The sequence below is a fragment of the Marinomonas sp. 5E14-1 genome (genome assembly GCF_039939215.1).
Classification (GTDB): Bacteria; Pseudomonadota; Gammaproteobacteria; order Pseudomonadales; family Marinomonadaceae; genus Marinomonas.
The window spans coordinates 1-26,300 of record NZ_JBDXMW010000013.1 but is presented as its reverse complement, the minus strand read 5'-3'; the positions used below and the strand labels follow the sequence as shown (position 1 = coordinate 26,300).

Below are 26,300 nucleotides of genomic sequence, written 5' to 3'. Positions count from 1 at the left end.
CTTAAGACATACCAAGTTCATTACAGTGCCAGGTGAAGATGATTCATCACTTATGACGTTATAACCAAAGGGATTTGGTGATTTTCTTGTGATGCAATTCTGAGGATCTTTGGGTAGTAATCAAGGTTACTTTCTTCCTGTTTGGACTTACGCCTTGCTAATAACAAACCACCCGCAAAACCAATAACCGATAAAATAACTGCGACACCAGATCCTCCTCCCCATATCGAGGGCAGCACAGCGCCACTAACTAAGCCAAGCAATGGGATCAAATACATCCAGACAGATGCTTGTAATAAGGTGTCTTCAGGAATGCCGACAACAACTTCCTGACCGACTTCTACCATGAACGGATCAACCGCTCGCATTCTCATACGGTTAGCCGACGACACTTGTGCAATTGCATGATGGCCACACCCGTGACGAGCGCGACAAGAAGTACAGCTGCTGGTACGTATGGTTTCTACGTCAGCAAATCCATTCTCTATTGATAGGACTTTCCCAGTTTCTTCAATCATGACCTTGCCTTGGCATAAATACAGACATTAACTTTTCTATGGTTGCTTGTGGAACTTCACCAACCATAGTTAATAGATACAACTGATCTTTTATTGTAAAGCTACGTTCCCCTGCAATAGTTGCACCAGTGCGGAAAATCGACATTTCTTTCTCTTTCGTTGCTGGTTCCACGAAAACAGATACGGTTGCCATTCCATCCGATAAAAGCAGCATACTTGTACCATGATTCAGCGCTCTTGCTTCAGGCCAAACCAAAGAAAATCCTGCTGGCAACCAATCAAAACGCCATAAGTTTTTTACTCGTCTAGGCGCAGCTTTTACAACAGGTTCAGAATAACTCCCTTGTTTTGGGGCAAAGTCTTCCCGTTTCAAGTCAGGAGAAAAGTTCACTGAGGTAAACTGAATTCTTTCCAGCAATTTTCCATCTTCTTTCATCATGTCGTGTTTCAGTAGAAAATGGTTTTCCTCATCTAACCAAAGCTCATGACCATAACGGTATTCATCTTTAGGTATCAATTTCACAACAACAGCGTCACGCCCTGCAATCCGGCTGACATCTTGCCCAACATGCATTTCATAGCCCTTTATTAAACGACCACTTTCCACGTCTTTAAAACGCTTAAAAGGTGGCATTAATGGCTGGTTCATATTCGCTACAAGCGCATTGGGATAAACACAAATGATTGTGTCATCAACTCGAAGAACTTCAACCTTATCGCCATCTAAATCCACTAAACTTTCATATTCGACGCCATCCATAACACCATGACGAACTCGCATACTGTTCATATTCATGGCTTCTAAATGGATAAAGACACCGTCGTATTTCAACCCTGAAAACGACTGAATCATATTGCTTAATAGTTCCAGCGCAGAGGAAGATGAAAGCCCTAGAGCATGGCTGTCTTTCGGCTCGTTATGATTATTTGAAGAAAGATCATTCAAAGGCAAACTGCTAGCGGATACAACGCCAGAAATCAGTATGCATGCCAGAAATAGGATAAAGCTTCGTAATTGCAACACCACCATAGTCACCTATTCTTCCACTGGATAGCTAACAACGCGCGCCATAGGAATCATCCCTTGCCCAACCGCCATCGCCGCTTGCTCTGCATGCTGGCGCAAGTAATGCTGCAGCCTAATATTATCTGCTGGTAAGGCTTCGTTTTTAAGCTCCTCCAAAGATGCTATGGCTGTGCCTGCCACAATCGAAGGCTCCTGAACGTCAGAAACCACCGTGGTTGTACTCGCTTCGGGAGTAAGTAGTAAATTACCACCCAAAATCACCACAAAAGTCACACTCGCCGCGACCGCCACATTAGAAAACATTGTTTTCCACGTAAATGGCATGACTTTCTGAGCAGATTCTTCATTGTCCAATAATTGGTCATTCGCAACGTCTAGGTCTTTCGTGATGCTTTCTGGCACTTTTTCCAAAGAAGTAAAGTGATGGCTGCTTGCATCAGACATATCTTCTTGCAATACCTCTTCAGCATCAATTTCTGCTCGAATGCGAGAAACTAAACTATCTTGCAATCCGATCGATACTTTGGACTCTTTATGCAAGGCCTGCTGGATCAAATGAAAACTCTCTAACTGTCGACTGATCTCAACGTGGCTTTCACTAAGCAAAGACTCAATATCTTGCTCTGTTGCTTCGCCATCAAACATTGCAGACAAACTAGAAGGTGAGGCTAGGGAATGATCGTTTGTCGTTGCCATGATTACTCTCCTGACCCCATCAAGGGGCGTATGTGTTTTTCAACGGCTTCTCGCGCGCGAAAAATACGTGATCGAACCGTCCCAACAGGACAGTCCATAATTAATGAAATATCTTCGTAACTTAGTCCATCAAACTCTCGCAGAGTTAGTGCACTACGCAATTCCTCTGGCAAATTTTTGATGGCTTGATGCACCGCCTTTTCAAGACGGTCAGTGTTTAAATTTGCTTCAGGTGTGTCGATATCCGCCAAGGCTTCATAGGTACAAAAAACTTCTTCATTATCAAGTTCAACATCAGATTCTGGAGGTCGACGGGAACGACTAACCAAATAGTTTTTTGCCGTGTTAACCGCTATTCGATATAACCAAGTATAAAATGCGCTTTCACCACGAAAGTTCCCAATGGCACGATAGGCCTTAATAAAACTTTCCTGAGCGACATCCAATGCTTCACTTCTATCTTGTACATAACGCCCAATCAGGCTTACAACTTTGTACTGATACTTAGCAACTAAAAGGTCAAATGCTCTATTGTCGCCCTGCTGTACTTTCTCAACTAACGCCTGATCGGAAGACGTTTCGTGCTGCATAGGCACCTCATATTAAACTCTTACTTTTCATGTGTGCCTCTTTGTTGAATATACAGACAACAAGGAGGCTTACGAGTTCCCAATGGGAACCGTCAATTCGGTCATTTATAACCAAATGCTTCATTTTTACAAAAACTATTTAGAATAATGAAAATGGAATAGACAGAAAGTATTCACTATTACTTATCAACAATAGTAACATTCATTCCTTAATCACAATATTAGATCAATACCATGAGTCGACATTATCAACACGACATCGTCATTATTGGCGCCGGCGCGGCTGGATTAACACTCGCTTTAGAACTTGCAGATAAACACAGCGTCGCCATTTTAACAAAAACTGACATACGTGAAGGTTCAACTTTATACGCTCAAGGTGGCGTGGCTGCGGTATTATCAGATACAGATACAATTGATTCACACATTAATGACACAATTGATGCCGGTGTTGAATTGGGCGACCCAGAAGCAATTCGCTTTACTGTTGAGCATTCTAAAGAAAGTATCGACTGGTTGGTTGATCAAGGGGTTCCTTTCACTCGCTATGGCGAGGGAGAGGAATACCATCTAACAAAGGAAGGTGGCCACAGCCACAGACGCATTATCCATAGTGCCGATGCGACAGGTCTAGCCATTTCAAAGACCTTAATTAAAAATGCGACGGATCACCCTAATATTGATTTTTATCCTGACCGTGTAGCCGTCGATATCGTCACCACAAAAAAACTAGGGCTTTCAGGTAAAAATCGTGCGGTTGGTGTTTATGCACTCAATCAAGAAGACGATGTCATTGAAGCCTTTCATGGCCAGTTCATATCCTTAGCTTGTGGCGGCAGCAGTAAAGTCTACTTATATACAAGCAACCCAGACACAGCATCTGGCGATGGTATTGCAATGGCTTGGCGAGCAGGCTGTCGGGTGGGCAATATGGAATTCAACCAATTCCACCCTACTTGTTTATATGACGCTAAAGCGAAAACCTTTTTAATCTCTGAAGCGGTTCGAGGAGAAGGCGGCAAGCTCTTACTCCCAGACGGCACCCGTTTTATGTCGAAATTCGACCCACGAGCGGAACTGGCTCCTCGCGACATCGTTGCTAGAGCAATCGACCATGAAATGAAGCGATTAGGCATCAATCACGTTTTATTGGACATTTCCCACAAAGACGAAGACTTCATTAAAGAGCATTTCCCAACCATCTATAAACGCTGCCTGGAATATGGCCACGATATGACAAAAGGCCCGATTCCTGTCGTCCCCGCGGCTCACTACACTTGTGGTGGCGTTGTCGTAGACAAACACAGCGCAACAGATATAGACAACCTCTACGCTATTGGTGAAACTGCTTACACTGGACTGCATGGAGCAAATCGACTAGCCAGTAATTCATTGTTAGAATGTATTGTGTTCGCTCGATCTGCAGCAAACCACATAGCCAAACATGACAACAAACACGAGACAGTAACCATTCCAGATTGGGATGAAAGCAAGGTCACTAACTCAGACGAAGATGTGGTGATCACACACAACTGGCAAGAACTAAGACGTTTCATGTGGGATTATGTGGGCATAGTAAGAACAGACAAGCGCTTATTGAGAGCCAAGCATAGAGTCGATCTATTACTTTCTGAGATTCAAGAATTTTACGCGAATTACAAGGTATCGAACGATTTGCTGGAACTGAGAAATCTTGCGATGGTAGCAGATCTGATTATTCGCTCAGCCATGTCTAGAAAGGAAAGTAGAGGGTTACACTTCACATTGGACTACCCTAACAAGCAAGAGCCTAGTTCTCCAACAATATTGTCACCTAACAAAGCAAGCTAATCCTTCGAGAAGTTTTTCTTTGCTTCTTCACTGCGGCTCAACAAAATTTGTTGCGCCGCAAAGGATTGCAGCATTCTGTACTTTTCTGCGCTCACACTATCACAATAAACCACATAAAATTGTGGCCAAAACCATCCCAATAACTTTGATTTTTGCTCTCGTTTAGCAATGAGCTGGAAACTATTTACTCTGACAAACAGTAACCTTACAACACGCCCCCGCTTACATAAAAAAGCGCCATCAGCATCAATGCCAATTTTCGCTTTGTTTTGTTTGTGTTGATAAAGCAAGAAAACAAAGCCTAACAAAAAAGCACCGAGCAGTAGACATGCCCGCAAGAAAGCAGGCATCCAGAAGAGTTGAAAAAGTGCCGCGTAGGAAAAGAACATGACGCCCCACAAACAGCAGCTGATTTTAGAAAGGTTTAGCTCAGTGGCTTTCAGGCTGTACACGGGTCACAATAATATCAACAATACGGGCCAAATCTGGATCCTGTGGCACGTCAGTTTGCATAAACCATAAGAATAAATCTTGGTCTTCACACTCAATCAGCTTATAAAAGCGCGCCTTATCTTCTTCATCTAGGGTTAAAAAAACCTCATCTAGAAAAGGCTCTAATAAAAGATCCAATTCCAACATGCCACGACGGCAATGCCATTTTAGGCGCTTAAAGCTTAATGAATCTGCAGTTTCCATCATAAAATCACCTTTCGAATACAAACTTTTGCATTATAGTCATTTCTCACACAAAAAAACGCAAACCCTTACTCTAATTAACTGAGACAAATCAGAAAAAACTCTACTATGACAAAAGATAAAATGGTCAAAGCCTCGAAAAACGCATATTAAATTGACTATATTTTGTCAGTAACAATTGAAATGAAACAAAATAATACATATATTGGCAATTTATGTATTAACGCGTCAATTGTGAGATGACCTATATTAGGCTCCACTTGGTGAGTACTCACTAAGAAATTAGGTCAAATTATATAAAAACAAAGAAACTCCAAACTGGGAGAAACCTATGAAAAGCCTTACTAAAAATACCTTAGCTTACGCAGTATCCATCTCTGCAGCCATGACGGCTGCCGGCACTACCTTCGCAGAAACTCAAATCACAGTGGCCACTGTAAACAACGGCCACATGATTGAAATGCAAAAACTTACTCCAGAATTCGAAAAAGCCAACCCAGATATCAAAGTGAAATGGGTGACTTTGGAAGAAAATGTATTGCGCCAAAACGTTACCCAAGACATCGCTAACAAAAGTGGTCTTTACGATGTAATGACAATCGGTATGTATGAAGCGCCTATTTGGGGTGATCGTGGTTGGTTAACTCCTATCGATGTTAGCGGCTCTTATGACGCACAAGATATCCTACCTTCTATCCGTCAAGGTTTATCTCACGAAGGCACTTTATACGGCGCACCATTCTATGGTGAAAGCTCTATGGTTATGTACCGTAAAGACCTAGTGAAGAATGCAGGCATGACAGTAAGTGATCGTGATAGCTGGGAACATATCCGTGATGTTGCAGCCGCTGTACACAACCCAAGCGAAGGCGTTTACGGTATTTGTTTACGTGGTAAAGCTGGTTGGGGTGACAATATGGCACTTATGACAACGATTGCTAACTCGTTTGGTGCTCGTTGGTTCGATGAGAACTGGAAACCACAGTTAGAATCAAAAGAATGGAAACAAGCCGTTTCTTTCTATGTTGATCTTTTGACTAAGTACGGCCCTCCAGGTTCAAGCAGCAACAGCTTCAACGAAAGTTTGGCGTTGTTCAACGAAGGCAAATGCGGTATGTGGATTGACGCAACAATCGCAGCGTCTTTCGTAACTGACCCATCACAAAGTAAAGTAGCTGATCAAGTAGGTTTCGCTCAGTCTCCTATCAGCGCAACAGACAAAGGCGCTAACTGGCTTTGGTCTTGGTCTCTAGCAATCCCAGCAGCGACTAAGAAAGCAGAAGCGGCTCAAACGTTTGTTCGTTGGGCAACATCTAAAGAGTACATCCAGCTAGTTGGTGAAACAAATGGTTGGGCTGCTGTACCTACAGGTACTCGTGCTAGTACTTATGCTAATCCTAAGTTCCAAGAAGCTGCAATTTTTGCAGACGCAGAATTGAAAGCAATCAATTCCGCTGATCCAACTGACAGCACATTGAAACCATCTCCTTACGTTGGTGTTCAATTTGCGGCGATTCCTGAGTTCCAAGCAATTGGTACAATAACAGGTCAAATGATTTCAGGTGCGCTATCTGGCTCTATGTCTGTAGATCAAGCCTTGAAATCTGCAAACACTTCAGCGGATCGCCAAATGCGTCGTGCACGTTACTACTAGTCTAGACTGACTAAGAAATAGGGCTTTTTAGCCCTATTTCTTTCTAATTCCGTCCGCTTTCAGGACGAGCTTTTCTGCTTATAATAAGAGACATATCACATGAAGCGTTCAATCACTCGCTTATTAATGGCGCCGTCTGTCATCTTGCTTTTAGCTTGGATGATCATACCTTTGTCCATGACCATTTACTTTTCGACTATCGAGTTTAGTGCGTATAATCCAGACCAAAATGACTTTGTCGGTTTGCTAAACTTTGAGTTTTTCATTACTGACCCAGCATTTTTACCCGCAGTAACGAACACCTTAATCCTACTGCTATCTGTTTTATTCATTACAGTGGTATTCGGTGTTATTTTATCAGCACTGATTGACAAACCTTTCTTTGGTCAAGGTATTGTCCGAGTCCTATTAATTTCGCCTTTCTTCATCATGCCAACGGTTAATGCCTTAATTTGGAAAAACATGATGATGAATCCTGTTTATGGTATTTTTGCTTGGATATCCACATCCTTAGGCTTAGAACCTATTGATTGGCTATCTACTTACCCACTTATGTCAATCATAATAATGGTTAGCTGGCAGTGGCTACCATTTGCTATTTTAGTTTTTGTTACCGCTCTTCAATCACAAGACACAGAACAAAAAGAAGCAGCACAAATGGATGGCGCAAATGGTTTTCATATATTCCGTTATCTAACCGTTCCTCACTTAGCACGCCCTATTGCGGTTGTTGTTATGATTGAGACTATTTTCTTATTAGCGGTATTCGCGGAAATCCTTGTTTCCACAAATGGTGGACCAGGTTATGACAGCACAAACCTAACCTATTTAATTTACAATCAAGCGCTTCTACAGTTTGATGTTGCAGCAGCTTCTGCTGGTGGCCTGCTAGCGGTTGTACTAGCAAATATCGTCGCCTTCTTCTTAATTCGTGCCGTTGGCAAAAACCTAACGGTGTGAGGTAAATAACGATGACTCTTACTCAACAACGCAAATTAAAAACGATTATAACTGGGCTTTTCGCTTGGACTGTGGCATTGGTTTTATTCTTTCCAATATTCTGGATGTTTATCACTTCTTTTAAAACAGAACTTCAAGCGATCTCCACTCCTCCCTCATTGTTCTTTGAGCCTACTTTGCAAAACTTTGTAGAAGTACAGGAGCGCAGCAACTATTTCCACCACGCTCTTAATTCTGTCGTAACGGCATTTGGCTCAACGATTATCGCTCTGATAATTGCTATTCCAGCGGCGTATTCTATGGCGTTTTTTCCAGGAAAACGCACAAAAGACATTCTTTTATGGATGCTCTCAACCAAAATGCTGCCAGCAGTTGGCGTGTTAGTTCCTATTTACCTTCTTAGTAAAGATTATGGCTTATTAGATTCTCGTACTGGTTTAGTCATCATCTTCACTTTGATGAACCTACCTATTGTTGTTTGGATGTTGTTCTCCTACTTCAAAGATTTACCTAAAGAAATCTTAGAAGCCGCTCGAATGGATGGTGCAACACCTTGGGATGAAATGGTAAAAGTGGTTATGCCTTTATCGGTTGGTGCTATTTCATCCACTGCGCTTTTATCGATCGTTCTGTGCTGGAATGAAGCTTTTTGGTCTATCACCTTAACCGCGTCAGAAGCCGCACCATTAACAGCGATGATCGCATCCTATTCAAGCCCTGAAGGTTTGTTCTGGGCGAAACTATCCGCTGCTTCAACATTAGCATGCGCACCTATCGTGATATTCGGTTGGTTCTGTCAAAAACAATTAGTACAAGGCCTTACTTTCGGCGCCGTAAAATAATTATAAGGAAGCTTTCACATGTCATACTTAACTATTACAGATTTACAAAAACATTATGATAGCTACCATGCTTTGCGCGGTATCAATCTATCCATCACTGAAGGCGAATTTGTTGTCTTTGTTGGCCCATCTGGTTGTGGTAAATCAACACTACTTCGTACCATTGCAGGACTTGAATCAAGCTCTGGCGGCACGATTGAGCTAGATAATCGTGATATTACTGAACTGGCTTCATCTAAACGCGATCTAGCGATGGTATTCCAGTCATACGCTTTGTATCCACATATGACAGTGGCTGATAACTTGTCTTTCGCTTTGCGTCTTGCCAAGGTGTCTGATGAAGAAATTCAAGAAAAAGTACGCTCTGTATCTGCTTCATTGCAGTTAGATGCTTTATTGGATCGTAAACCTAAAGAATTATCTGGTGGTCAGCGCCAACGTGTCGCTATCGGCCGCGCCATTGTCCGTCAGCCAAAAGTATTCTTATTTGATGAACCTCTATCCAATTTGGATGCGGCACTTCGAGTACAAATGCGTCTTGAACTAGCACGACTACATAAAAAGCTTGGAACAACTATGATCTATGTAACGCATGATCAAGTTGAAGCCATGACACTGGCTGATCGTGTGGTTATCTTAAATGCAGGTCAAATTGAACAAGTTGGCACTCCGTTAGAATTATACCGTCAACCAAACAGCCGTTTCGTTGCCGAGTTCATTGGCACACCAAAGATGAACTTGATCCCTATGAATCAAGTAGAGCAACAAGGTGATAATTTAACGCTTGAACTATCAGGACATAAAATAAATTTCCCAACGAATCGTATTAAAGAAGCAATCCCAAGCTCAGTTATTTTAGGTATTCGTCCTGAACACTTAACATTAGTTGAAAAAGATGAAGACGGTGATTTCTCTGGTTTTGTTGAGCTTGTTGAACACCTAGGTTCTGAAGCATACGCCCATATTCAACTTCCAAACAATCAGACAATCATTGCAAAAGCTTCTGCCCGCAGCTCTATTGCAGATGGTCAAGAAGTTCATCTTAAAGTTGACATCGCTGAAGCCATTTTATTCAACAATGAAGATCGTGTAATTTCAGTGATTCCTGAGGAAGCCTAACATGTCAAATTATCTTCAAGCTTCACTTAATCAAGACCAACTTTCTGTTCAAAACTATCAGAAAGATGCTGTTCAGGCTGGAGTCGTACATTTGGGCGTGGGTGCATTTCACCGCGCTCATCAAGCAGTCTATTTTGATCGTCTTCTAGCAAATGAAGGAGAACAAAACTGGGGAATCATTGGCGTTAATATTCGCCCACAAGACAGCCAAGCTTTTTCACGCTTCATTGAACAAGATGGTGAGTATGTTTTAAAAACCATGGCGGCTGATGGCCAAACACAATATGAGCATATTCGCTCTTTGGTTCAACAAATTGATGGAGCGCAAGCTCCAGACGATGTTGACAGTGCGCTTGCAAATGCCAGTATTCAGCTTGTTACATCAACAGTAACAGAAGGCGGCTATTATCTTGATGAAAACCGCAAGTTAATGCTCGACCACCCTGCAATTGAAGGAGACATAGGAGGTGCTAGAAACACTCTTTATGCTTTCCTATATGCTGGTCTGAAGAAACGCAGCGAAACATCCAAAGCAAAAATCACACTATTATGCTGTGACAACCTTCGCCACAACGGTGAATTATTACAAGCTGGATTAATGCAGTTCCTAGACGCCAAGCAAGACATTGAACTGGCTAACTGGATCAAGCAAAACGTATCTTTCCCTTGTTCTATGGTAGACCGTATCACACCAAAACCAAGTCAGCAGCATGTTGATGATGTTCAGTCTCGCTTCGGTGTTGATGACAAAATGACGGTTATGGGTGAAGACTTTATCCAATGGGTAGTTGAAGACAATTTTGCAGGCAAAAAGCCATCTCTTGATGAAGTTGGTGTTCAATTTGTTCAAGACGTTGTGCCATTCGAAGAAGCTAAGATTCGTATTTTAAATGCAGGCCACACTTGTGTCACTTACCAAGCGGCACTAAAAGGTCTGACTTACTTTGATGAAGCAATGCGTGATGAAGAGCTACACCAGTACTTCAAAGACTTCATTTTACAGGATTCAATTCCAGCCATTGGTGACTCTGTCGTGGATTTACCGGCTTACTTAGACATCATTGCAAAACGCTTTAGCAACGCCAATATTGGTGACACTGTTGAACGTATCTGTAGTGATGGTTATGCCAAATTTCCAATTTTTGTTTTCCCGACATTGGAAGGCACGTACCGTAAAGGTAGAACGCCAAGTAAAACAATTCAAGGCATCGCTAGCTGGTTTACATTCATTCAGTTAACGAATGAAGGTAAAATAAAGACTCAATATCATGAACCAAGCAAAGTCGAAGTAGCTGCTTTTACTAACACTGCAGAAGGAATCAACGCTTTTGTCACAGACAGTTTTTTGTGGGGCAATGTACCGACAGAATTCCCTGAGTTTGTAACTCAATTGACTCAAGCTATTCACGCCAATATGGAAAAGTACGCTTAGGTAGCTACTACCTAGCTCAAGAAGCAAAAGCCTATGTTTCATAGGCTTTTGTTTCTTGAGCCTCTTAATTAAAAATAAGAAAAAATGGCAAGGTAAAAATAGAGTCACCACTCTGTATCTTGCTTTGTTAATACGGGAAAGTACTATGACCACTACAGCCAAACGCCTCACACCAGAATATGAGCTTGTCGACGACAACGAAACCATTCGCTATCAAGAACATGGATATCCATGCGATCTGATTCGCTGGCACGCGCATGACGATTACGAGCTTCATTTTATTTTGGCGACATCAGGTAAGGTATTTATTGGTGACTTTATTGGTAACTACTCTCCCGGGCAACTGATCTTAACAGGGCCAAGACTCCCACATAATTGGATCTGCCAAAACGATCAAGAAAGCGTCGAAACCCGCGATATGCTGATTCGTTTTGACCACGAATCTTTTTCAAATGGCATGAAAATTATCCCTGAGCTGGCTGAAATTCTTCCTATGCTCGCCAAGGCAAAATCAGGTATCGAGTTTTTTGACCTAGACCCAGAGTATCTAAAAGATATTTTCAGAAAAGTACGTGATACCAATGGCTTATCTCGATTAATTGTAACGTTACCCTTACTACAAAAACTGGCAAAAACACCAAATTATCGCTTACTTTCTACAGTACAAATTGATTTAAAATCTAATGAAACATTGCAACGTAAAATCAATACTGTTGTGGACTATGTCACACAAAACTACAGCCAAGACATCACGCTATCCAGTGTCGCAAGTTTAATTGGTATGTCAGACAGCCATTTTTCACGCTTCTTCAAGAAAGCGACAGGCAACCGTTTTATTGAATTTGTAAATCGCGTTCGAATCAGCCGTGCATGCAGCCTGCTAACAGAAACAGACCAACAAATTGCGACCATCTGCTTCCAAGTAGGCTTTAATAATGTGGCCAATTTCAATCGACGCTTTCATGAACTGAAAGGTGTCACACCAAGAGACTTCCGCTCTCAAAGCAACATTCGTATCGATGGCTTAGAAAACATTAAGCATTGATTTTAAAACAATTTTTCATAAAATCATTAAAGGAGGCGTTAAACAGAAGATAACGCCATGAGCTCCACATTAAGCATGTGAGTCGATTGATAAAGCTTTTGGAATAAAACGTACTTCTTCTGATAATACTCAGCCATTGTTGCATCAGGTTCGTGAGTTTCTAGAACTTCTGGCATAGTGCAGTATTCTTTAATAAGCCACTCGATATCTTTCCCTTGGCTTTGTTGCTCGCCCAATGATGCCAACCTCGCGGCTCCCAAACCAGGACCAACATCACCACCATCACGGTAAATTAATCGCTTCTCAAGAACATTCGCTATAATTTGACGCCACATAGCAGAACGCGCACCTCCTCCAATGAGTGATAACTCATTCACTTTACTGCCCGCACTCATTAATGCATTTTGGCAATCCAGCAAGGAAAACGCCACACCTTCTAAAATCGCTAACGTCATTTCCTCTCTACTTGAGGAGTTAACAAGTCCAACAAATTGACCGTTTGCCAGAGGATCATTATGAGGCGTACGCTCACCATTTAGATAAGGAAGAAACACAACATTGGTTTTCTGCACATCAGACTCTTCTAAAGAATCTAACAACTCAGGAACAGTTTTATTCACCAGCTTGGCAAACCAAGCCAATGAATTCGCCGCACTTAACGTCACGCCCATTTGGTGCCAACGATTCGGCAAAGCATGGCAAAACGCATGCACTGTGTTTTGAGGGTTGGCTTTATGAGATTCACTTACTGTGAAATAGACGCCAGATGTCCCTAGAGAGATAAAACCTTGCTCTGGGTTCGTTACACCCATACCAACGGCTCCAGCTGCATTATCTCCAGCCCCAGCAACCAGAGGTAACTTAGGCAAACCTAATTCATTGGCGACATTAGTGGATAACTCTCCTACAAGAGCACAACCTTCATAAACCTTTGGCATGTTGCTTTGAGACAAACCTGTTGCTGCTAACAACACATCATCCCATTGACGAGTCTCTGGATTGAGCCATAAGGTACCTGAGGCGTCCGAGCAATCAGAAGACATAAAGCCGGTTAGTCGATACGCAATGTAATCTTTAGGTAACAATACAAACGCAAGCTTTTCAAAAATATCTGGCTCATTCTCTTGCACCCAACGTATCTTAGGTGCTGTAAAGCCGGACATAGCAAGATTTCCAGAGCGTTCAATTAAATCTGGGTATTCTTCCATTAAAGCCTGACATTGTGTCTGGCTTCGACCGTCGTTCCACAAGATACAAGGGCGCAAAACATTGCCACCTTTATCCAATAAAGTGGCACCATGCATTTGTCCAGATAAACCTACTGCTTTCAGCTTAGCCAAATCAAAGCGCTGCTGTAATTGCGCAATAACATCAACACACGCTTGCCACCAAGATAAAGGGTCTTGCTCTGACCAAGTTGGAAAAGGTGAGCTAGTTGATAAAGAAGCAGACTCCTGCGCTAATACATTTCCTTTTTCGTCAATAATGACGCCTTTTAAACCCGAAGTTCCAAGATCAAGACCTAAATACATACCTATACTCATCTCATTAAAGATACCAAGTAAAACTGACGCAACAACTGGGCTGTGGATATTCGACCAGTAAGCGTGCCATCATAATGAAATCATTCTTTCATACCTATTGAAAATACAGAAATAGCCATTACTGATACATTACCGAATTAATCTGCTGCGACTCTACTTTTGGAAATCATGATATGACTTCATTTAACGACACAATGACATCCCTATTACAAAATAAAGAGGTTATTGCTCAACAAAAGATTGGAGTGCTTAAAGCAGCGGGACCAGATACAAAGAAATTCTTACAAGGTCAAATTACCTGCGACATCAATAAGCTCACTCAAACTGATGCACTCTATGGTGCAATATGCAGCATCAAAGGACGAATTATTACCAACTTCTATCTCGTCCAAAACAACGACGATGTGCTGATGCTAATGAGTGCGGATCTAGTAGAAAAGACATTACTACACTTAAAAAAGTACGCTGTTTTCTTTAAAGCTGAGTTGTCAGATGAAAGTGAACATTTTCACCTGTATTCAAAATTAACAAAGACTTCTGTTGAATCCGCACCAGAAACACTTAAAGAGAAACTGCCCGCTATTACAAGTAATAATGGAATCAATCTAACGGTTAGCCAGTATCCAATTACCGTTCAATGGCTACTAACCGACTCAAGCGACAAAATAGAAGAGCAAAACCAAGAACTCGCAGCGCTCGAAATACTGTCTGCCCGTCCAGTGATCAACCTAGAACAAAGTGAAACCATCTTGCCACAATGGTTGAACATGCAAAGAACCGGCGGCATTAGCTTCACAAAGGGTTGTTATACAGGACAAGAAATTGTGGCGAGAATGCAATATAGAGGAAAATCCAAAAAGCAACTCGCACTCTTTCAGTCAGAAACCCCAATGGAAACAAACCAAGACATTCTAGATAAAGAAGGCAAAAACGTTGGGCAAGTCATCAAAGCCGCGGGGTTATCAAATGGGCATTTGGCACAAGCTATCATTAACACTGACCCAAGTGAAATCGATGGTTTCTTAATAGATAACCAAACCATCAATCACCTATCTTTACCTTATTCCATCGACAGCGCCAACTAATCAAAAAGGCAGCTCGACCTGCCCTGTTTCAGCCAATTCAACCGATTTTAAAGACCATTGGATTGGTGCTTTTCCTTGCCCACTTAAATAATGATTCGCCTTAGAAAAGTGCTGACACCCGAAGAAGCCACGATAAGCCGATAAAGGCGAAGGATGAACCGTTTCCAAAACACAATGTTTATCACGATCAATTTCTTTGCCTTTTTTCTGTGCGTAAGCTCCCCACAACATAAACACCACACCTTGATGCTGTTCATTAATCAAAGCAATGATTTTATCCGTAAAGGCTTCCCAACCTTTATTCTGGTGGGAACCCGCTTTGCCCGCTTCGACTGTCAAAACGCTGTTTAACAGCAAAACTCCTTGCTCTGCCCATTGCTCCAAATAACCATGAGTTGCAGGTGAAATACCTAAGTCCGTTTCAAGCTCTTTGTACATATTCATCAAAGAAGGCGGCACCTTAACGCCTGGTTTAACAGAGAAAGATAAACCGTGAGCCTGCCCTTCGCCATGATAAGGATCTTGACCAAGTATCACGACTTTTACTTTGTGAAAAGACGTTGACTTTAACGCAGAGAAGTATTGGTTCTCATCAGGGTAAATCGTGCAAGTGGCTTTCTTTGCTGATAAAAAAGCCAATAAGGATTGCATATAATCCTGATTTAACTCGTCTGCCAAGTCTTCATGCCAGCTTTTTACTATTGCTGTGTTCTCATTCATTTAATCTGCTTCATTTTTCTTAGAGGTGAAAAGTGTTTAGTTCTGGCGACGTCTTAAATTCAAAGTACTGCTTCAATGCTATTTTATCTTCTGAATCAATTAAGTGCTTTAAAAACAGCCAAGCCATTTCTCGTAAAGCGTAACACTGCTTATAGGTATGAATGGCTAATCTTGCTTCTTGCAAGGGCAAACTCGCCTGATACGTCGACAACAGAATTTCCATTTGCTCATCGTTTAAATTATGGGATTTCGCAACAACAGAAAGGTCGAACAAAGGGTCGCCAACTCCAGTATATTCCCAATCAATCAACCACAAGACATCATCATCCATTAAAATATTTTTAGGGTTTAAATCATTATGACAGAGCACAAAAGGCAACAAAGACTGAGGCTGGGTTAATCCCTGAAAACAATCCAAAAGATATTCATATTCACAATTAAGTAACTCGTCATCTAAGACAAAAGCCTGAATTTGCTTCAAGTAATGATCAATCACATCAAACACACTGTATTTATGATCAACAGCAGGCAGCTTATGTGCTTTAGCAAGTGCCAGAGCAATACGTTTCACATCCTCATTTTTATGATTTACCGTCCAACCCATTGTCGATTGTGAGACAAACTCGCAAACAATCCCTCCTTTATCATTTGTCCATACAATTTCTGGTGATAACCCCACAGAAGCAGCTTGTTTAAATGTACTGATTTCAACCTTACGATTCACAAAAAAAGCATCACAGTCGATGCACGGAATGCGTAATACAAAGCGAGGAACCTGCTCCACTCTCAGTAAATACACCTTATTTGAAAAGCCTTCAGTCAATAAAGTGGCTTCGACCTTAGAAAGGTTTGGCAATAGCTTGCCCATTTCCACAAAATATTCAGATAGTACGTTCATTTATAATGATTTTATTGCCAGAATTGTATGCGGCTGTCAGAATGAACAACTGAACCATTCGAGTCAATAGACAAAATTGAAGCAGATAGATGAATAAACACGAAGACATTATTCGTAAGATACAAGAACGCCTAAGCACCTTGAGCAAATCTGAGCGAAAAGTAGCTGAAGCGATTCTTGCCGACCCAAAAACCACTATACATTCTAGTATCGCAAAACTTGCAGCACGCGCTGAAGTCAGTGAACCGACAGTGAATCGATTTTGTCGTAGTTTGATTGGTAGCGGCTTCCCTGATTTCAAAGTATCCCTTGCTCAAAGCTTGGCAACGGGTACGCCTTACGTCAATTTAAACGTAGAGCCAGATGACGCTCCTGGTGCGGTCACCACCAAAATTTTTGAGGCGGCAAAGAATAATCTAACTCGCGCTCAAGAAATTCTACCTGAATCTTTAATTAGTCGCGCTGTCGACGTACTTGCTCAAGCTCGTCGAATTGAGTTTTACGGCTTAGGAGCTTCTGGACCTGTTGCTCAAGATGCTCACCACAAGTTTTTCCGCTTAAACATGCCAGTTGTTGCTTACACAGACATTTTAGTACAACGCATGGCAGCCGCAGGCACTCACCCGGGTGATGCAGTTGTTATTATTTCTTATACAGGCCGGACCTTGCCATTGATTGAAACAGCACGCGTTGCAAGAGAAACTGGCGCATCTGTTATCGGCATTACCAATCCAAATTCTCCTCTTACAGAACACTGCTCTATTGTGTTGCCAATCGAGGAAACAGAAGACACGGATATTTATACACCAATGAGTTCTCGTATTGTCTATCTTACTCTGATAGATGCACTCGCAACTGGTGTTCTATTGAAACGTGGCCCTGAATTTAACGCGCACTTGAAAAAGCTTAAACAAAGTGTTCAAGACACTCGCTCGCCAAAGATAGACAACAAATAACCCTCTCAAATGATGGTCAAACAAAAAGGAAGAGCGCTCTACATTCTTCCTTTTTTTCGTCATGGACAAATATTTTTGGTTGCTTATCTTGTTCGATTTAAAGAACTTTTCGAGCATCACATACAACTCAAAGCAATTCACAGTTTTTACAAGGCAATGATGATTTAAACATTAAAAATCAATGGCTTTTAGAATAAAGATAACGCCATACCACTCTTCCTTGCATTAAATCCTGAAAGCTCAGTTCTTGGCCTTGTTTCTTACACTTAGACTGGCTTTGGTGCGGCATTTGACACTGCTATTTTACTAAGCCTATTCTGGTGCAATATGAACAGAAATGGCGCACTTGCCGGTATTATCATTGGCGGTGTTACTGTTGTTGTACGGAAGTAACTATCTGGCGGTCTTTTCGATTTATACGAAACCCTTCTAGGCTTTGTCTTATCAAGCCTTGCAATAATCATTGTTAGTATTGCTACTGGCGCACCAGAAGAGCCAGTGACAGAAACATTTAAGGCAATGGATTAATCTATTTTCCTAAGACAATGAATCTGCTATTTAGATTCAAAAGCTCGAACCAAAAAATTGGTTCGAGCTTTTTTATAGGCAAAAAAAGGGGGCTTAAATAAGCCCCAAAACACCAGTTTACTAACAAGACGTTAGTAATCAGAGGAAACATTAATCATTAAATAAGCTACACGCACCTTGCTCAGCGCCGCTCACTAAAATACGTTGCGCACTAAATAACTCACGCCCCATACCTTGATGGGAATCAGACAAATCCTGTGTTGCTACAGCACGGGTATGCAATTCCTCATCGGAAATCAAAACAGACAACAAACCTTTATTGGCATCTAAACGAACCAGATCACCATCTTGAATCTTAGCGATCAAACCGCCAGCTAACGCTTCTGGCGTTAAATGAATTGCCGCTGGTACTTTACCGGAAGCGCCTGACATTCGGCCATCAGTCACTAACGCAACTTTGTAGCCTTGGTCTTGTAAATTCCCTAAGAAAGGCGTCAATTTATGCAATTCTGGCATACCCAACGCTTTCGGGCCTTGGAAACGTACAACAGCCACACAATCACGTTTTAGCTGACCACTGCCAATCGCTTCTGCCAATTCGTTTTGACTATGAAAAACAGCCGCTGGCGCTTCAATTACTCGGTTCTCTTCTTTAACCGCAGAAACTTTAATAACTGAGCGACCAAGATTCCCTTTCAATAAAGACAAACCACCTTCTGCACTAAATGGATTTTCAATAGGTCGAATAACGTCTTCATCTAAGCTACTTTCAGGGCCTTCACGCCACACTAGCTCTTCGCCATCTAAGAACGGCTCTTTGGTATAATGAGACAAGCCTTTACCCACAATAGTATTCACATCTTCATGCAACAACCCACCTTTCAAAAGCTGTTTTACTAGATAAGCCATACCACCGGCTGCATGAAAATGGTTAATATCCGCTAAGCCATTAGGATAAATACGCGTCATTAATGGGACGACTTTTGACAATGCAGAGAAATCATCCCAAGTAACAATAATTCCTGCTGCACGAGCATAGGCAACAATATGCATTGTATGATTCGTCGAACCGCCTGTTGCTAGTAAACCAACAATTGAATTCACAATACTGCGCTCATCAATGATTTCATACAAAGGACGGTAATCTCGACCTAATGCCGTAATCTTAGTTGAAAGCTGCGAAGCATATTTTGTCAGAGCAGGACGCAGAGAGTTATCTGGGTTCACAAAAGAAGAACCAGGCAGTTGTAGCCCCATCATTTCAACAAGCAACTGATTCGAGTTCGCTGTACCGTAAAAAGTACAAGTACCTGCACTGTGATAAGAAGAAGACTCGGCTTCTAGTAGCTCATCTCTCGTCGCCTGACCTTGAGCGTATCTTTGACGAACTGCCGCTTTTTCAGCATTGGTAATACCAGATGGCATTGGGCCTGCAGGAACAAATAAAGAAGGAAGATGACCAAAACGCAAAGCGGCAATTAATAAGCCAGGAACAATTTTGTCACAAATACCTAAATACACAGCAGCATCAAACATATTATGAGACAGAGCAATAGCAGCACCCTGGGCAATGTTGTCGCGACTAAAAAGACTCAACTCCATACCATCTTGCCCTTGAGTCACACCATCACACATAGCTGGAACACCACCAGCGAACTGCGCAATTGACCCCATTTCTTGAACGGCAGCTTTAATCTGATTTGGATAAGCTTCATAAGGCTGATGAGCGGACAACATGTCATTATATGAAGAAACAATGCCTATATTAGCCGCTTCCATTAATGTTAATTTCTGCTTTTCCTGAGGCTGACACGCTGCAAAGCCATGAGCCAAATTACCGCATGACAATTTTCCACGATGCGGACCTTGCTCTTCGGCCTTTTTCATGTCTGTAAGATATTGTTTACGCAGTGTTTTACTTCGCTCAATGATGTCGTTCGTTACCTTAGCAACAATCGGATTCATGCCTCTCTCCGTTTTTGAATTCATTTATTTTTGTGATTATTTGCCCTGATCAATTTCGTAATATTACTACATTTATAGCAATATTTATCTATAAATTTATCAAAAAACCAGATTTAAATGAAAAATATGTAATTTTTTTACATAAACAGATCTAATAGTCGTTATTTCAACTAAAATATCTCAGCAATTGCAATGCTTTTGTAATACAATTAAAGGTAATATGGTTAACAAGCCATAGTATGATTAAAATATAGTCAAGCTGAGAAGGATTTGTTACTAATCCTTGCGTAAAAATTTACTTCTGTAGTATTTTTACATCAAAGAACAAGATCAAACACTGAACGCTCAAGTTTGAATATTCAGTAATTTCCGCACTATTTTAGAGGTAAGTATGACAATTAAGGTAGCTATCAACGGTTATGGCCGTATCGGACGCAACACTCTTCGAGCTTTATATGAGTCTGGTAAACGTGATCAAATTGAGATTGTTGCGATCAACGATCTTGGCGATTCAAAAACCAATGCTCACCTGACAAAATACGACACAGTTCATGGCCGTTTTAGCGAAGAAGTTACTTTTGACGACGAAGCTTTGTATGTAAACAAAGATAAAATCCGCACATTCTCTGAGCGTAATCCTGCAGACCTTCCTTGGGCTGAGTTGGGTGTTGATGTTGTATACGAATGTACTGGTTTCTTTACAACGAAAGAAAAAGCAAGCGCTCACATCAGCGCTGGTGCTAAAAAAGTTATCATTTCAGCACCAGGTAAAGAAGTTGACGCTACGGTTGTGTACGGTGTTAACCAAAATGTACTAACATCTGACATGACTGTTATTTCTAACGCTTCTTGTACTACAAATTGTCTAGCACCTGTTGCTAAGCCACTAAGCGACAAACTAGGTATTGAAAGCGGTTTAATGACAACTATTCACGCTTACACAAACGATCAGCGTCTATCTGACGTATATCACGAAGACCTTTACCGTGCTCGTGCTGCTGCAATGAACATGATTCCAAGTAAAACAGGTGCTGCTGCCGCTGTAGGTCTTGTTGTTCCTGAGCTAGTTGGTAAATTCGACGGTATGGCTGTACGCGTTCCAACAATTAACGTATCTCTTGTTGATTTAACTTTCTTGGCACCACGCGAAACGTCTGTAGAAGAAGTAAACGGCATCATTGAAGATGCAATCAAAGCGGATTCAGTTCTTGCTCAAGTATTGCAAGTTAATCACGATCCTCTTGTTTCTTCTGATTTCAACCACAGTACCTTCACTTCAAACTTTGACGCGACACAAACTCGCGTTCAAGGCAAACTAGTGAAAATCATGGCTTGGTATGACAACGAATGGGGTTTCTCAAACCGCATGCTAGACAATACTATTGCATTAATGAATGCAAAATAAGGAAATACCACACAAAGGCTGCATTGCAGCCTTTGTCGTCTTGAATACATCAAACCTCATCTAGCACTTTAATCTTTGGTAACTAAAATGACTCGCAGAACAAAAATTGTTGCAACCTTAGGCCCAGCTTCTACTTCTCCTGAAATGATTGAAAGTTTAATTTTGGCAGGCGCAAATGTTTTCCGTCTTAACTTTTCACATGGTCAACCTGAAGACCACATAGAAAGAGCGAATGTTGTTCGCGCGATGGCGGCAAAACACAATCGTCACATAGCTATTCTTGGTGATTTACAAGGGCCAAAAATACGTATCGCACGCTTCAAAAACACTAAAGTTGAACTGAAAGATGGCGACCAATTTATTCTAGACGTAGGTTTCGATAAAGACGCAGGTGATGAAAAACGTGTTGGTATTGACTACCCACAACTTGCTTCAGACTCTGAGCCTGGCAACGTATTACTTCTTGATGATGGACGAGTTGTACTTGAAGTACTTGAAGTAAAAGGCCAAGAAGTTATCACTAAAGTCCTTGTTGGCGGACCACTGTCAAACAATAAAGGTATTAACCGTCAAGGTGGTGGCCTTTCTGCTGCAGCACTAACACCAAAAGATAAAGAAGACATCAAAACAGCCGCTGCTCTAAAGGCGGATTATCTTGCCGTATCATTCCCTCGCAGCGCTGAGGATCTTAATGAAGCGCGCGCTCTAGCAGAAGCAGCAGGCCTAAAAGCTGGCATCGTATCTAAAGTAGAACGTGCTGAAGCCGTTGCAAACAACGAAACATTGGATGCAATCATTTTAGCGTCTGACGCCGTTATGGTTGCACGTGGGGACTTAGGTGTTGAAATCGGTGATGCTGAACTTATCGGCGTACAAAAACACATGATCAAACGCTGCCGTCAATTGAACCGTCCCGTAATCACAGCAACGCAAATGATGGAAACTATGATTACAAGCGCAATGCCTACACGTGCTGAAGTATTTGACGTAGCCAATGCTGTTCTTGATGGTACTGACGCCGTTATGTTGTCCGCAGAAACTGCAGCTGGCGCATATCCAGTCGAAGTAATACAAACAATGAATCGCGTTTGTTTAGGTGCTGAAAAGCAACCTGAAATCAGCCGCTCTAGCCATCGTCTAGATGTTACTTTTACAAATGTTGATGAAACAATTGCAATGTCTGCTATGTATGCAGCTAATCATTTAGAAGGCGTAAAAGCCATTATCAGCTTAACTGAATCTGGTACAACTCCGCTTCTAATGTCTCGCATTAGTTCTGGCTTGCCTATTTATGCACTTTCTCCAAACCAAGAAACATTAAATAAAGTAAACCTTTATCGTGGTGTAACGCCTGTATCTTTCTCTTCTCAAGAGTTTAACGTAGATACTATCGTTGCAGGTTTGGTTGACCATGTTAAATCGCTGAACTTGATTAAAGACGGAGACCTGGTTATCGTGACAAAAGGCGATCACCTAGTTAGCTACGGTACAACTAATATGATGAAAATCGTGAAAGTTGGTGATGTAAAAGAATAATCAAGTGAAGGGTTAAACAGTGCAATTGCAACAAAAAACCATCACAACACCAGAGTGTAAAAACGTCGCTCTGGTGGCTCATGATAATATGAAATCAGCACTCATTGATTGGGCAGAAAAACATAAAGATAAGCTAATCAAACATAACCTATTAGCGACAGGCACCACCGGAAACTTAATGCAAAAGCAATTAAAGGTTCCTGTTCAATCTCTTATTAGCGGCCCTCTTGGTGGGGATCAGCAATTAGGAGGCTTGATAGCTGAAGGGAAAATTGATGTGTTGATTTTCTTTTGGGATCCTTTCGAACCAATGCCTCATGACCCAGATATTAAAGCCTTACTTCGAGTTGCTGCGGTTTGGAATATTCCAATTGCATGTAGTGTAGCTTCAGCTAACTTTCTTGTATCTTCACCTCTATTCAAAAGTAAGTTTGAACGACAAATTCCTGATTATGATACATATCTTCAAGAGCGGCTTTAAGTCGCTCTTCTTTTTTATACCCTCCTCAATACTCGCGATTTGACTCAAAATCGGCTATATTAGCAGTCATTATTATTTGCTACTCTGCGATGAGATTTTCATCTAAAGACAAATAAATTCACTCATAAATTCAACGTACCTCCCTTCTCAAACACCACGTTGGATACCATCGATAGGAGAAATATTTTGCAAGCTGAAGTTGCCCTTATAATGGGATCAAAAAGTGATTGGGCCACAATGGAAGGCGCCGCTGAGATCATGGACCTTCTAGGCGTTAGTTATCATGTCGAAGTGGTTTCTGCTCACCGAACTCCTGCTAAACTTGCTGAATTTTCAGAAAATGCTATCAACAATGGCTTTAAAATCATCATTGGTGGTGCAGGCGGCGCAGCTCATTTACCTGGCATGGTTGCCGCACACACTAGTCTTCCAGTCTTAGGTGTACCAGTACAAAGCAAAGCTTTAAATGGTATGGACAGTCTACTATCTATAGCCCAAATGCCTAAAGGTGTTGCTGTAGGAACATTAGCAATTGGAAGCGCTGGAGCTTTCAATGCTGGCTTGCTGGCTTGTCAAATTCTCGCTACATCAAACCCTGAGTTATTAGCAAAAATAGAAAAATTCAGGGCAGATCAAACAAATACAGTTTTGGCGAACCCAGATCCAAGAGAGGCTTAATATATGTCAGTTTTATGGGTATTAGGAGCGGGTCAATTAGGTGCTATGTTAAAGCAAGCTGGCACCCCCCTTGGTGTCGATGTTCGCCCTGTAGATATTGAAGCAACAGAAACTCTACCTTTGCAAGCAAGTGATATAGTAACGGCAGAAAGAGAAGAATGGCCTGAAACCGTTGCCACGAAACAACTTGCAACGCATAGCAATTTTATTAACTTAACAACATTCCCTCAATTAGCAGATCGCTTAACACAAAAGCAATGGCTAGACCGTCTCGACCTTGCCACAGCCCCATGGTTTCCCGTGGAAAGCGATTCAACAGCTGAATATGCATATAAAACCCTTGGCGATAGAGTACTAATGAAGCAACGTCGTGGCGGATATGACGGTAAAGGGCAATATTGGTTAAAACAATCTGAGTCAGCGAAAATACCTGAAGATTGGAAAGGTTCTGCTATCGCAGAGCAGGCAATCAATTTTGATGAGGAAGTATCTATTGTTGGTGTAAGAGGAAAAAATGGAGAAAAGCATTTTTACCCTTTAACGCTTAACCTACATATTAATGGTATTTTATACGCTTCTATTTCTCCTCTAGAACGCCTAAAACCACTTCAAGCTAAAGCAGAAGAAATGCTAAGTAAACTAATGGATACATTAGATTATGTAGGCGTAATGGCAATGGAATGTTTTCGTGTTGGAGATAAATTACTCATCAATGAGCTTGCACCTAGAGTTCATAACAGTGGACATTGGACTCAAGCGGGAGCAAGTGTTAACCAGTTTGAAAACCACGTTAGAGCAGTTACAGGCTTGCCTCTGGCCCAAGCAGAAATAAAAAGCCAAAGTATGATGGTTAATTTAATCGGTGTAGACCTTAACTATGACTGGTTAAAAATAAAAAGCTTAGAACTTTACTGGTATAAAAAAGAGGTAAGACCTGGTCGAAAAGTCGGACACTTGAACTTCTGCTCCAATGAACTCGCTGTTTTACGTGGCGCTCTAACAGGGTTAAATCTACCTTCCCCTTACCCTGAAGCAATCTCATGGCTTAAAGATAATCTGCCTAAATAAATATTAGCTGCTGATGCAATCATCGGCGGCTTTTTTATGTTTAATGAAAGGAATTACCCAAAATATTGTAGGTTACAGACGAAAAAGACATAAAAGAGGAAAAAATAATGATTTTAAACTTGTTAAGTTTATAAAAGGCCTTATCCTAAATGTATTAGCTGAAAACAGCATAACAACAATAATACAGTTAAATAAGGCATCATCAATGAATCATATTGAACTCGACAGTTATGATTGGCGATTACTTCAAGCCCTTCAGCAAAATGCTCGACTATCTAATGTCGCATTATCAGAGCAAGTTAACTTATCTCCTTCTCAATGTTCACGACGCCTGCAAAAATTAGAGCAGCACAACATAATCGAATCCTACTTTACTCAATTAAATGCCAATGAACTAGGCTATAAAGTTACCGCCTTTATCTATGTCACCTTAAATAAAAATATAAAAAACAGTGATATAGAATTTAAAAACACTATCACTAACATGTCACAAATACTTGAATGCTACTCAATAAGTGGAGATAGCGATTACTTGCTGAAAGTCATTAGTGAAGACTTACCCTCTTTATCCGTATTCTTAAACGAGTCGATATCCATATTATCAAGTGTCAAAGGTATCACTTCGACTGTAGTACTCGATAAAGTAAAACAAATTCCATCCATTCCTCTTCCTAATTAAATGCCGAAAATCCATAAGAGTATCGTCATAGCTGCTCTCTTTTACCCAAACTTAGAATGTATTTAATGCATAGCAATATATTGGGAGCGACCATTCGCACAACAAGAGGCTCTCGATCAAACTTTCCATTTCTTACAGACAAAAAAGCTCCAACAGCTCAGCTATCAGGGTTTATTAATTAGAAGCTTGACGATGCTTATCCCCTTTGCGGGACGACTCACAATGATCTAAAGCGATACTTTATCCCGCTTCGCAGCGCCATTCGGCGTCCTGAGCTGGTTCCTTCGGAACATCGCTCAGTCACATGGATCCAAAAGTAGTGTAGAGATAGGTGACGTGGTTCCAAAA

At 41.3% G+C, this 26,300-nt stretch carries 25 protein-coding genes and 1 pseudogene; 16 read left to right on the top strand and 10 right to left on the bottom strand.

What is annotated here, in order from left to right:
- Positions 1 to 50 precede the first annotated feature (50 nt).
- The 4 genes from ABFY09_RS12115 to rpoE are packed head-to-tail and all read right to left on the bottom strand — an operon-like array spanning position 51 to position 2,831.
- The gene (locus ABFY09_RS12115; RefSeq protein WP_347984579.1) at positions 51 to 518 is read right to left on the bottom strand and encodes a SoxR reducing system RseC family protein; all 468 of its coding nucleotides are present in this window, start codon (positions 516 to 518) and stop codon (positions 51 to 53) included.
- Positions 511 to 1,548 carry a MucB/RseB C-terminal domain-containing protein gene (locus ABFY09_RS12110; RefSeq protein ID WP_347984650.1) on the bottom strand — a complete coding sequence of 346 codons (1,038 nt, stop codon included), beginning with the start codon at positions 1,546 to 1,548 and terminating at the stop codon, positions 511 to 513. Before ABFY09_RS12110 ends, ABFY09_RS12115 begins: the two co-directional genes overlap by 8 nt.
- A 6-nt stretch (positions 1,549 to 1,554) precedes the next feature.
- Entirely contained in the window at positions 1,555 to 2,241 is a 687-nt protein-coding gene (locus ABFY09_RS12105) for an RseA family anti-sigma factor (protein WP_347984578.1), read from the bottom strand.
- A 2-nt stretch (positions 2,242 to 2,243) separates the two neighbouring features.
- On the bottom strand, positions 2,244 to 2,831 hold the full coding sequence (gene rpoE, locus ABFY09_RS12100) for an RNA polymerase sigma factor RpoE (RefSeq protein WP_347984577.1): 588 nt from the start codon (positions 2,829 to 2,831) through the stop codon (positions 2,244 to 2,246).
- Between the two features lie 234 nt (positions 2,832 to 3,065).
- Between rpoE and nadB the strand changes: the two genes are divergently transcribed.
- On the top strand, positions 3,066 to 4,661 hold the full coding sequence (nadB, locus tag ABFY09_RS12095) for an L-aspartate oxidase (RefSeq protein ID WP_347984576.1): 1,596 nt from the start codon (positions 3,066 to 3,068) through the stop codon (positions 4,659 to 4,661).
- Here nadB and ABFY09_RS12090 read toward each other — a convergent pair.
- Complete coding sequence (locus tag ABFY09_RS12090; RefSeq protein WP_347984575.1) at positions 4,658 to 5,050, bottom strand: hypothetical protein; 393 nt, start codon at positions 5,048 to 5,050, stop codon at positions 4,658 to 4,660. The two genes, nadB and ABFY09_RS12090, sit on opposite strands and share 4 nt — an antisense overlap.
- A 40-nt stretch (positions 5,051 to 5,090) precedes the next feature.
- The gene (locus ABFY09_RS12085; RefSeq protein ID WP_317004877.1) at positions 5,091 to 5,360 is read right to left on the bottom strand and encodes a succinate dehydrogenase assembly factor 2; all 270 of its coding nucleotides are present in this window, start codon (positions 5,358 to 5,360) and stop codon (positions 5,091 to 5,093) included.
- Between the two features lie 328 nt (positions 5,361 to 5,688).
- Here ABFY09_RS12085 and ABFY09_RS12080 point away from each other — a divergent pair, with 328 nt between their 5' ends.
- The 6 genes from ABFY09_RS12080 (at position 5,689) to ABFY09_RS12055 (ending at position 12,409) form a co-directional block, all read left to right on the top strand.
- Positions 5,689 to 7,011 carry a sugar ABC transporter substrate-binding protein gene (locus ABFY09_RS12080; RefSeq protein WP_347984574.1) on the top strand — a complete coding sequence of 441 codons (1,323 nt, stop codon included), beginning with the start codon at positions 5,689 to 5,691 and terminating at the stop codon, positions 7,009 to 7,011.
- A 99-nt stretch (positions 7,012 to 7,110) separates the two neighbouring features.
- Positions 7,111 to 7,971, top strand: coding sequence for a sugar ABC transporter permease (locus ABFY09_RS12075; RefSeq protein ID WP_347984573.1), 861 nt, complete (start codon positions 7,111 to 7,113; stop codon positions 7,969 to 7,971).
- A gap of 11 nt (positions 7,972 to 7,982) precedes the next feature.
- Positions 7,983 to 8,813 carry a carbohydrate ABC transporter permease gene (locus ABFY09_RS12070; protein ID WP_347984572.1) on the top strand — a complete coding sequence of 277 codons (831 nt, stop codon included), beginning with the start codon at positions 7,983 to 7,985 and terminating at the stop codon, positions 8,811 to 8,813.
- Positions 8,814 to 8,831: 18 nt separating this feature from the next.
- The gene (ugpC, locus tag ABFY09_RS12065) at positions 8,832 to 9,932 is read left to right on the top strand and encodes a sn-glycerol-3-phosphate ABC transporter ATP-binding protein UgpC (protein ID WP_347984571.1); all 1,101 of its coding nucleotides are present in this window, start codon (positions 8,832 to 8,834) and stop codon (positions 9,930 to 9,932) included.
- A gap of 1 nt (position 9,933) precedes the next feature.
- On the top strand, positions 9,934 to 11,364 hold the full coding sequence (locus ABFY09_RS12060) for a mannitol dehydrogenase family protein (protein ID WP_347984570.1): 1,431 nt from the start codon (positions 9,934 to 9,936) through the stop codon (positions 11,362 to 11,364).
- A 145-nt stretch (positions 11,365 to 11,509) separates the two neighbouring features.
- Positions 11,510 to 12,409 carry an AraC family transcriptional regulator gene (locus ABFY09_RS12055; RefSeq protein WP_347984569.1) on the top strand — a complete coding sequence of 300 codons (900 nt, stop codon included), beginning with the start codon at positions 11,510 to 11,512 and terminating at the stop codon, positions 12,407 to 12,409.
- Between the two features lie 38 nt (positions 12,410 to 12,447).
- Here ABFY09_RS12055 and xylB read toward each other — a convergent pair whose 3' ends face one another.
- Positions 12,448 to 13,941 (bottom strand): xylulokinase, encoded by a 1,494-nt coding sequence (gene xylB, locus ABFY09_RS12050; RefSeq protein WP_347984568.1) that lies wholly within the window; start codon positions 13,939 to 13,941, stop codon positions 12,448 to 12,450.
- Between the two features lie 185 nt (positions 13,942 to 14,126).
- Here xylB and ABFY09_RS12045 point away from each other — a divergent pair, with 185 nt between their 5' ends.
- Positions 14,127 to 15,038 (top strand): hypothetical protein, encoded by a 912-nt coding sequence (locus ABFY09_RS12045; protein ID WP_347984567.1) that lies wholly within the window; start codon positions 14,127 to 14,129, stop codon positions 15,036 to 15,038.
- Here the strand turns inward: ABFY09_RS12045 and ung are convergent, their stop codons facing one another.
- Both ung and ABFY09_RS12035 read right to left on the bottom strand, forming a co-directional pair.
- Positions 15,039 to 15,758, bottom strand: a complete 720-nt coding sequence (ung, locus tag ABFY09_RS12040; protein WP_347984566.1) for a uracil-DNA glycosylase — start codon at positions 15,756 to 15,758, stop codon at positions 15,039 to 15,041.
- Positions 15,759 to 15,777: 19 nt separating this feature from the next.
- A complete protein-coding gene (locus tag ABFY09_RS12035) occupies positions 15,778 to 16,656 on the bottom strand; it encodes a phosphotransferase (protein ID WP_347984565.1) in 879 nt (292 codons plus the stop codon).
- Between the two features lie 89 nt (positions 16,657 to 16,745).
- Here ABFY09_RS12035 and hexR point away from each other — a divergent pair, with 89 nt between their 5' ends.
- Together hexR and ABFY09_RS12025 are read left to right on the top strand one after the other, a co-directional pair.
- On the top strand, positions 16,746 to 17,612 hold the full coding sequence (hexR, locus tag ABFY09_RS12030; RefSeq protein WP_347984564.1) for a transcriptional regulator HexR: 867 nt from the start codon (positions 16,746 to 16,748) through the stop codon (positions 17,610 to 17,612).
- Between the two features lie 285 nt (positions 17,613 to 17,897).
- A pseudogene (locus ABFY09_RS12025) lies at positions 17,898 to 18,005 on the top strand (hypothetical protein); the annotation flags it as partial.
- 285 nt (positions 18,006 to 18,290) lie between these two features.
- Here the strand turns inward: ABFY09_RS12025 and edd are convergent.
- Complete coding sequence (gene edd, locus ABFY09_RS12020; protein ID WP_347984563.1) at positions 18,291 to 20,105, bottom strand: phosphogluconate dehydratase; 1,815 nt, start codon at positions 20,103 to 20,105, stop codon at positions 18,291 to 18,293.
- 391 nt (positions 20,106 to 20,496) lie between these two features.
- Between edd and gap the strand changes: the two genes are divergently transcribed.
- The 6 genes from gap to ABFY09_RS11990 all read left to right on the top strand — a co-directional run bounded on the left by gap (position 20,497) and on the right by ABFY09_RS11990 (position 25,952).
- Entirely contained in the window at positions 20,497 to 21,510 is a 1,014-nt protein-coding gene (gene gap / locus ABFY09_RS12015) for a type I glyceraldehyde-3-phosphate dehydrogenase (protein ID WP_347984562.1), read from the top strand.
- 87 nt (positions 21,511 to 21,597) lie between these two features.
- Positions 21,598 to 23,046 carry a pyruvate kinase gene (gene pyk / locus ABFY09_RS12010; RefSeq protein WP_347984561.1) on the top strand — a complete coding sequence of 483 codons (1,449 nt, stop codon included), beginning with the start codon at positions 21,598 to 21,600 and terminating at the stop codon, positions 23,044 to 23,046.
- A gap of 19 nt (positions 23,047 to 23,065) precedes the next feature.
- Positions 23,066 to 23,527, top strand: a complete 462-nt coding sequence (locus tag ABFY09_RS12005) for a methylglyoxal synthase (protein ID WP_347984560.1) — start codon at positions 23,066 to 23,068, stop codon at positions 23,525 to 23,527.
- A gap of 186 nt (positions 23,528 to 23,713) precedes the next feature.
- On the top strand, positions 23,714 to 24,205 hold the full coding sequence (gene purE, locus ABFY09_RS12000; protein WP_347984559.1) for a 5-(carboxyamino)imidazole ribonucleotide mutase: 492 nt from the start codon (positions 23,714 to 23,716) through the stop codon (positions 24,203 to 24,205).
- 3 nt (positions 24,206 to 24,208) lie between these two features.
- Positions 24,209 to 25,273 carry a 5-(carboxyamino)imidazole ribonucleotide synthase gene (gene purK, locus ABFY09_RS11995; protein WP_347984558.1) on the top strand — a complete coding sequence of 355 codons (1,065 nt, stop codon included), beginning with the start codon at positions 24,209 to 24,211 and terminating at the stop codon, positions 25,271 to 25,273.
- Positions 25,274 to 25,316: 43 nt separating this feature from the next.
- Complete coding sequence (locus ABFY09_RS11990) at positions 25,317 to 25,952, top strand: Lrp/AsnC family transcriptional regulator (RefSeq protein ID WP_347984557.1); 636 nt, start codon at positions 25,317 to 25,319, stop codon at positions 25,950 to 25,952.
- Positions 25,953 to 26,300 lie beyond the last annotated feature (348 nt).

Bases quoted from the DNA above. Each gene is read 5' to 3' on its own strand.
- ABFY09_RS12115 (WP_347984579.1), bottom strand. From the start codon at position 518: ATGATTGAAGAAACTGGGAAAGTCCTATCAATAGAGAATGGATTTGCT.
- ABFY09_RS12110 (WP_347984650.1), bottom strand. From the start codon at position 1,548: ATGGTGGTGTTGCAATTACGAAGCTTTATCCTATTTCTGGCATGCATA.
- ABFY09_RS12105 (WP_347984578.1), bottom strand. From the start codon at position 2,241: ATGGCAACGACAAACGATCATTCCCTAGCCTCACCTTCTAGTTTGTCT.
- rpoE (WP_347984577.1), bottom strand. From the start codon at position 2,831: ATGCAGCACGAAACGTCTTCCGATCAGGCGTTAGTTGAGAAAGTACAG.
- nadB (WP_347984576.1), top strand. From the start codon at position 3,066: ATGAGTCGACATTATCAACACGACATCGTCATTATTGGCGCCGGCGCG.
- ABFY09_RS12090 (WP_347984575.1), bottom strand. From the start codon at position 5,050: ATGTTCTTTTCCTACGCGGCACTTTTTCAACTCTTCTGGATGCCTGCT.
- ABFY09_RS12085 (WP_317004877.1), bottom strand. From the start codon at position 5,360: ATGATGGAAACTGCAGATTCATTAAGCTTTAAGCGCCTAAAATGGCAT.
- ABFY09_RS12080 (WP_347984574.1), top strand. From the start codon at position 5,689: ATGAAAAGCCTTACTAAAAATACCTTAGCTTACGCAGTATCCATCTCT.
- ABFY09_RS12075 (WP_347984573.1), top strand. From the start codon at position 7,111: ATGAAGCGTTCAATCACTCGCTTATTAATGGCGCCGTCTGTCATCTTG.
- ABFY09_RS12070 (WP_347984572.1), top strand. From the start codon at position 7,983: ATGACTCTTACTCAACAACGCAAATTAAAAACGATTATAACTGGGCTT.
- ugpC (WP_347984571.1), top strand. From the start codon at position 8,832: ATGTCATACTTAACTATTACAGATTTACAAAAACATTATGATAGCTAC.
- ABFY09_RS12060 (WP_347984570.1), top strand. From the start codon at position 9,934: ATGTCAAATTATCTTCAAGCTTCACTTAATCAAGACCAACTTTCTGTT.
- ABFY09_RS12055 (WP_347984569.1), top strand. From the start codon at position 11,510: ATGACCACTACAGCCAAACGCCTCACACCAGAATATGAGCTTGTCGAC.
- xylB (WP_347984568.1), bottom strand. From the start codon at position 13,941: ATGTATTTAGGTCTTGATCTTGGAACTTCGGGTTTAAAAGGCGTCATT.
- ABFY09_RS12045 (WP_347984567.1), top strand. From the start codon at position 14,127: ATGACTTCATTTAACGACACAATGACATCCCTATTACAAAATAAAGAG.
- ung (WP_347984566.1), bottom strand. From the start codon at position 15,758: ATGAATGAGAACACAGCAATAGTAAAAAGCTGGCATGAAGACTTGGCA.
- ABFY09_RS12035 (WP_347984565.1), bottom strand. From the start codon at position 16,656: ATGAACGTACTATCTGAATATTTTGTGGAAATGGGCAAGCTATTGCCA.
- hexR (WP_347984564.1), top strand. From the start codon at position 16,746: ATGAATAAACACGAAGACATTATTCGTAAGATACAAGAACGCCTAAGC.
- edd (WP_347984563.1), bottom strand. From the start codon at position 20,105: ATGAATCCGATTGTTGCTAAGGTAACGAACGACATCATTGAGCGAAGT.
- gap (WP_347984562.1), top strand. From the start codon at position 20,497: ATGACAATTAAGGTAGCTATCAACGGTTATGGCCGTATCGGACGCAAC.
- pyk (WP_347984561.1), top strand. From the start codon at position 21,598: ATGACTCGCAGAACAAAAATTGTTGCAACCTTAGGCCCAGCTTCTACT.
- purK (WP_347984558.1), top strand. From the start codon at position 24,209: ATGTCAGTTTTATGGGTATTAGGAGCGGGTCAATTAGGTGCTATGTTA.
- ABFY09_RS11990 (WP_347984557.1), top strand. From the start codon at position 25,317: ATGAAAGGAATTACCCAAAATATTGTAGGTTACAGACGAAAAAGACAT.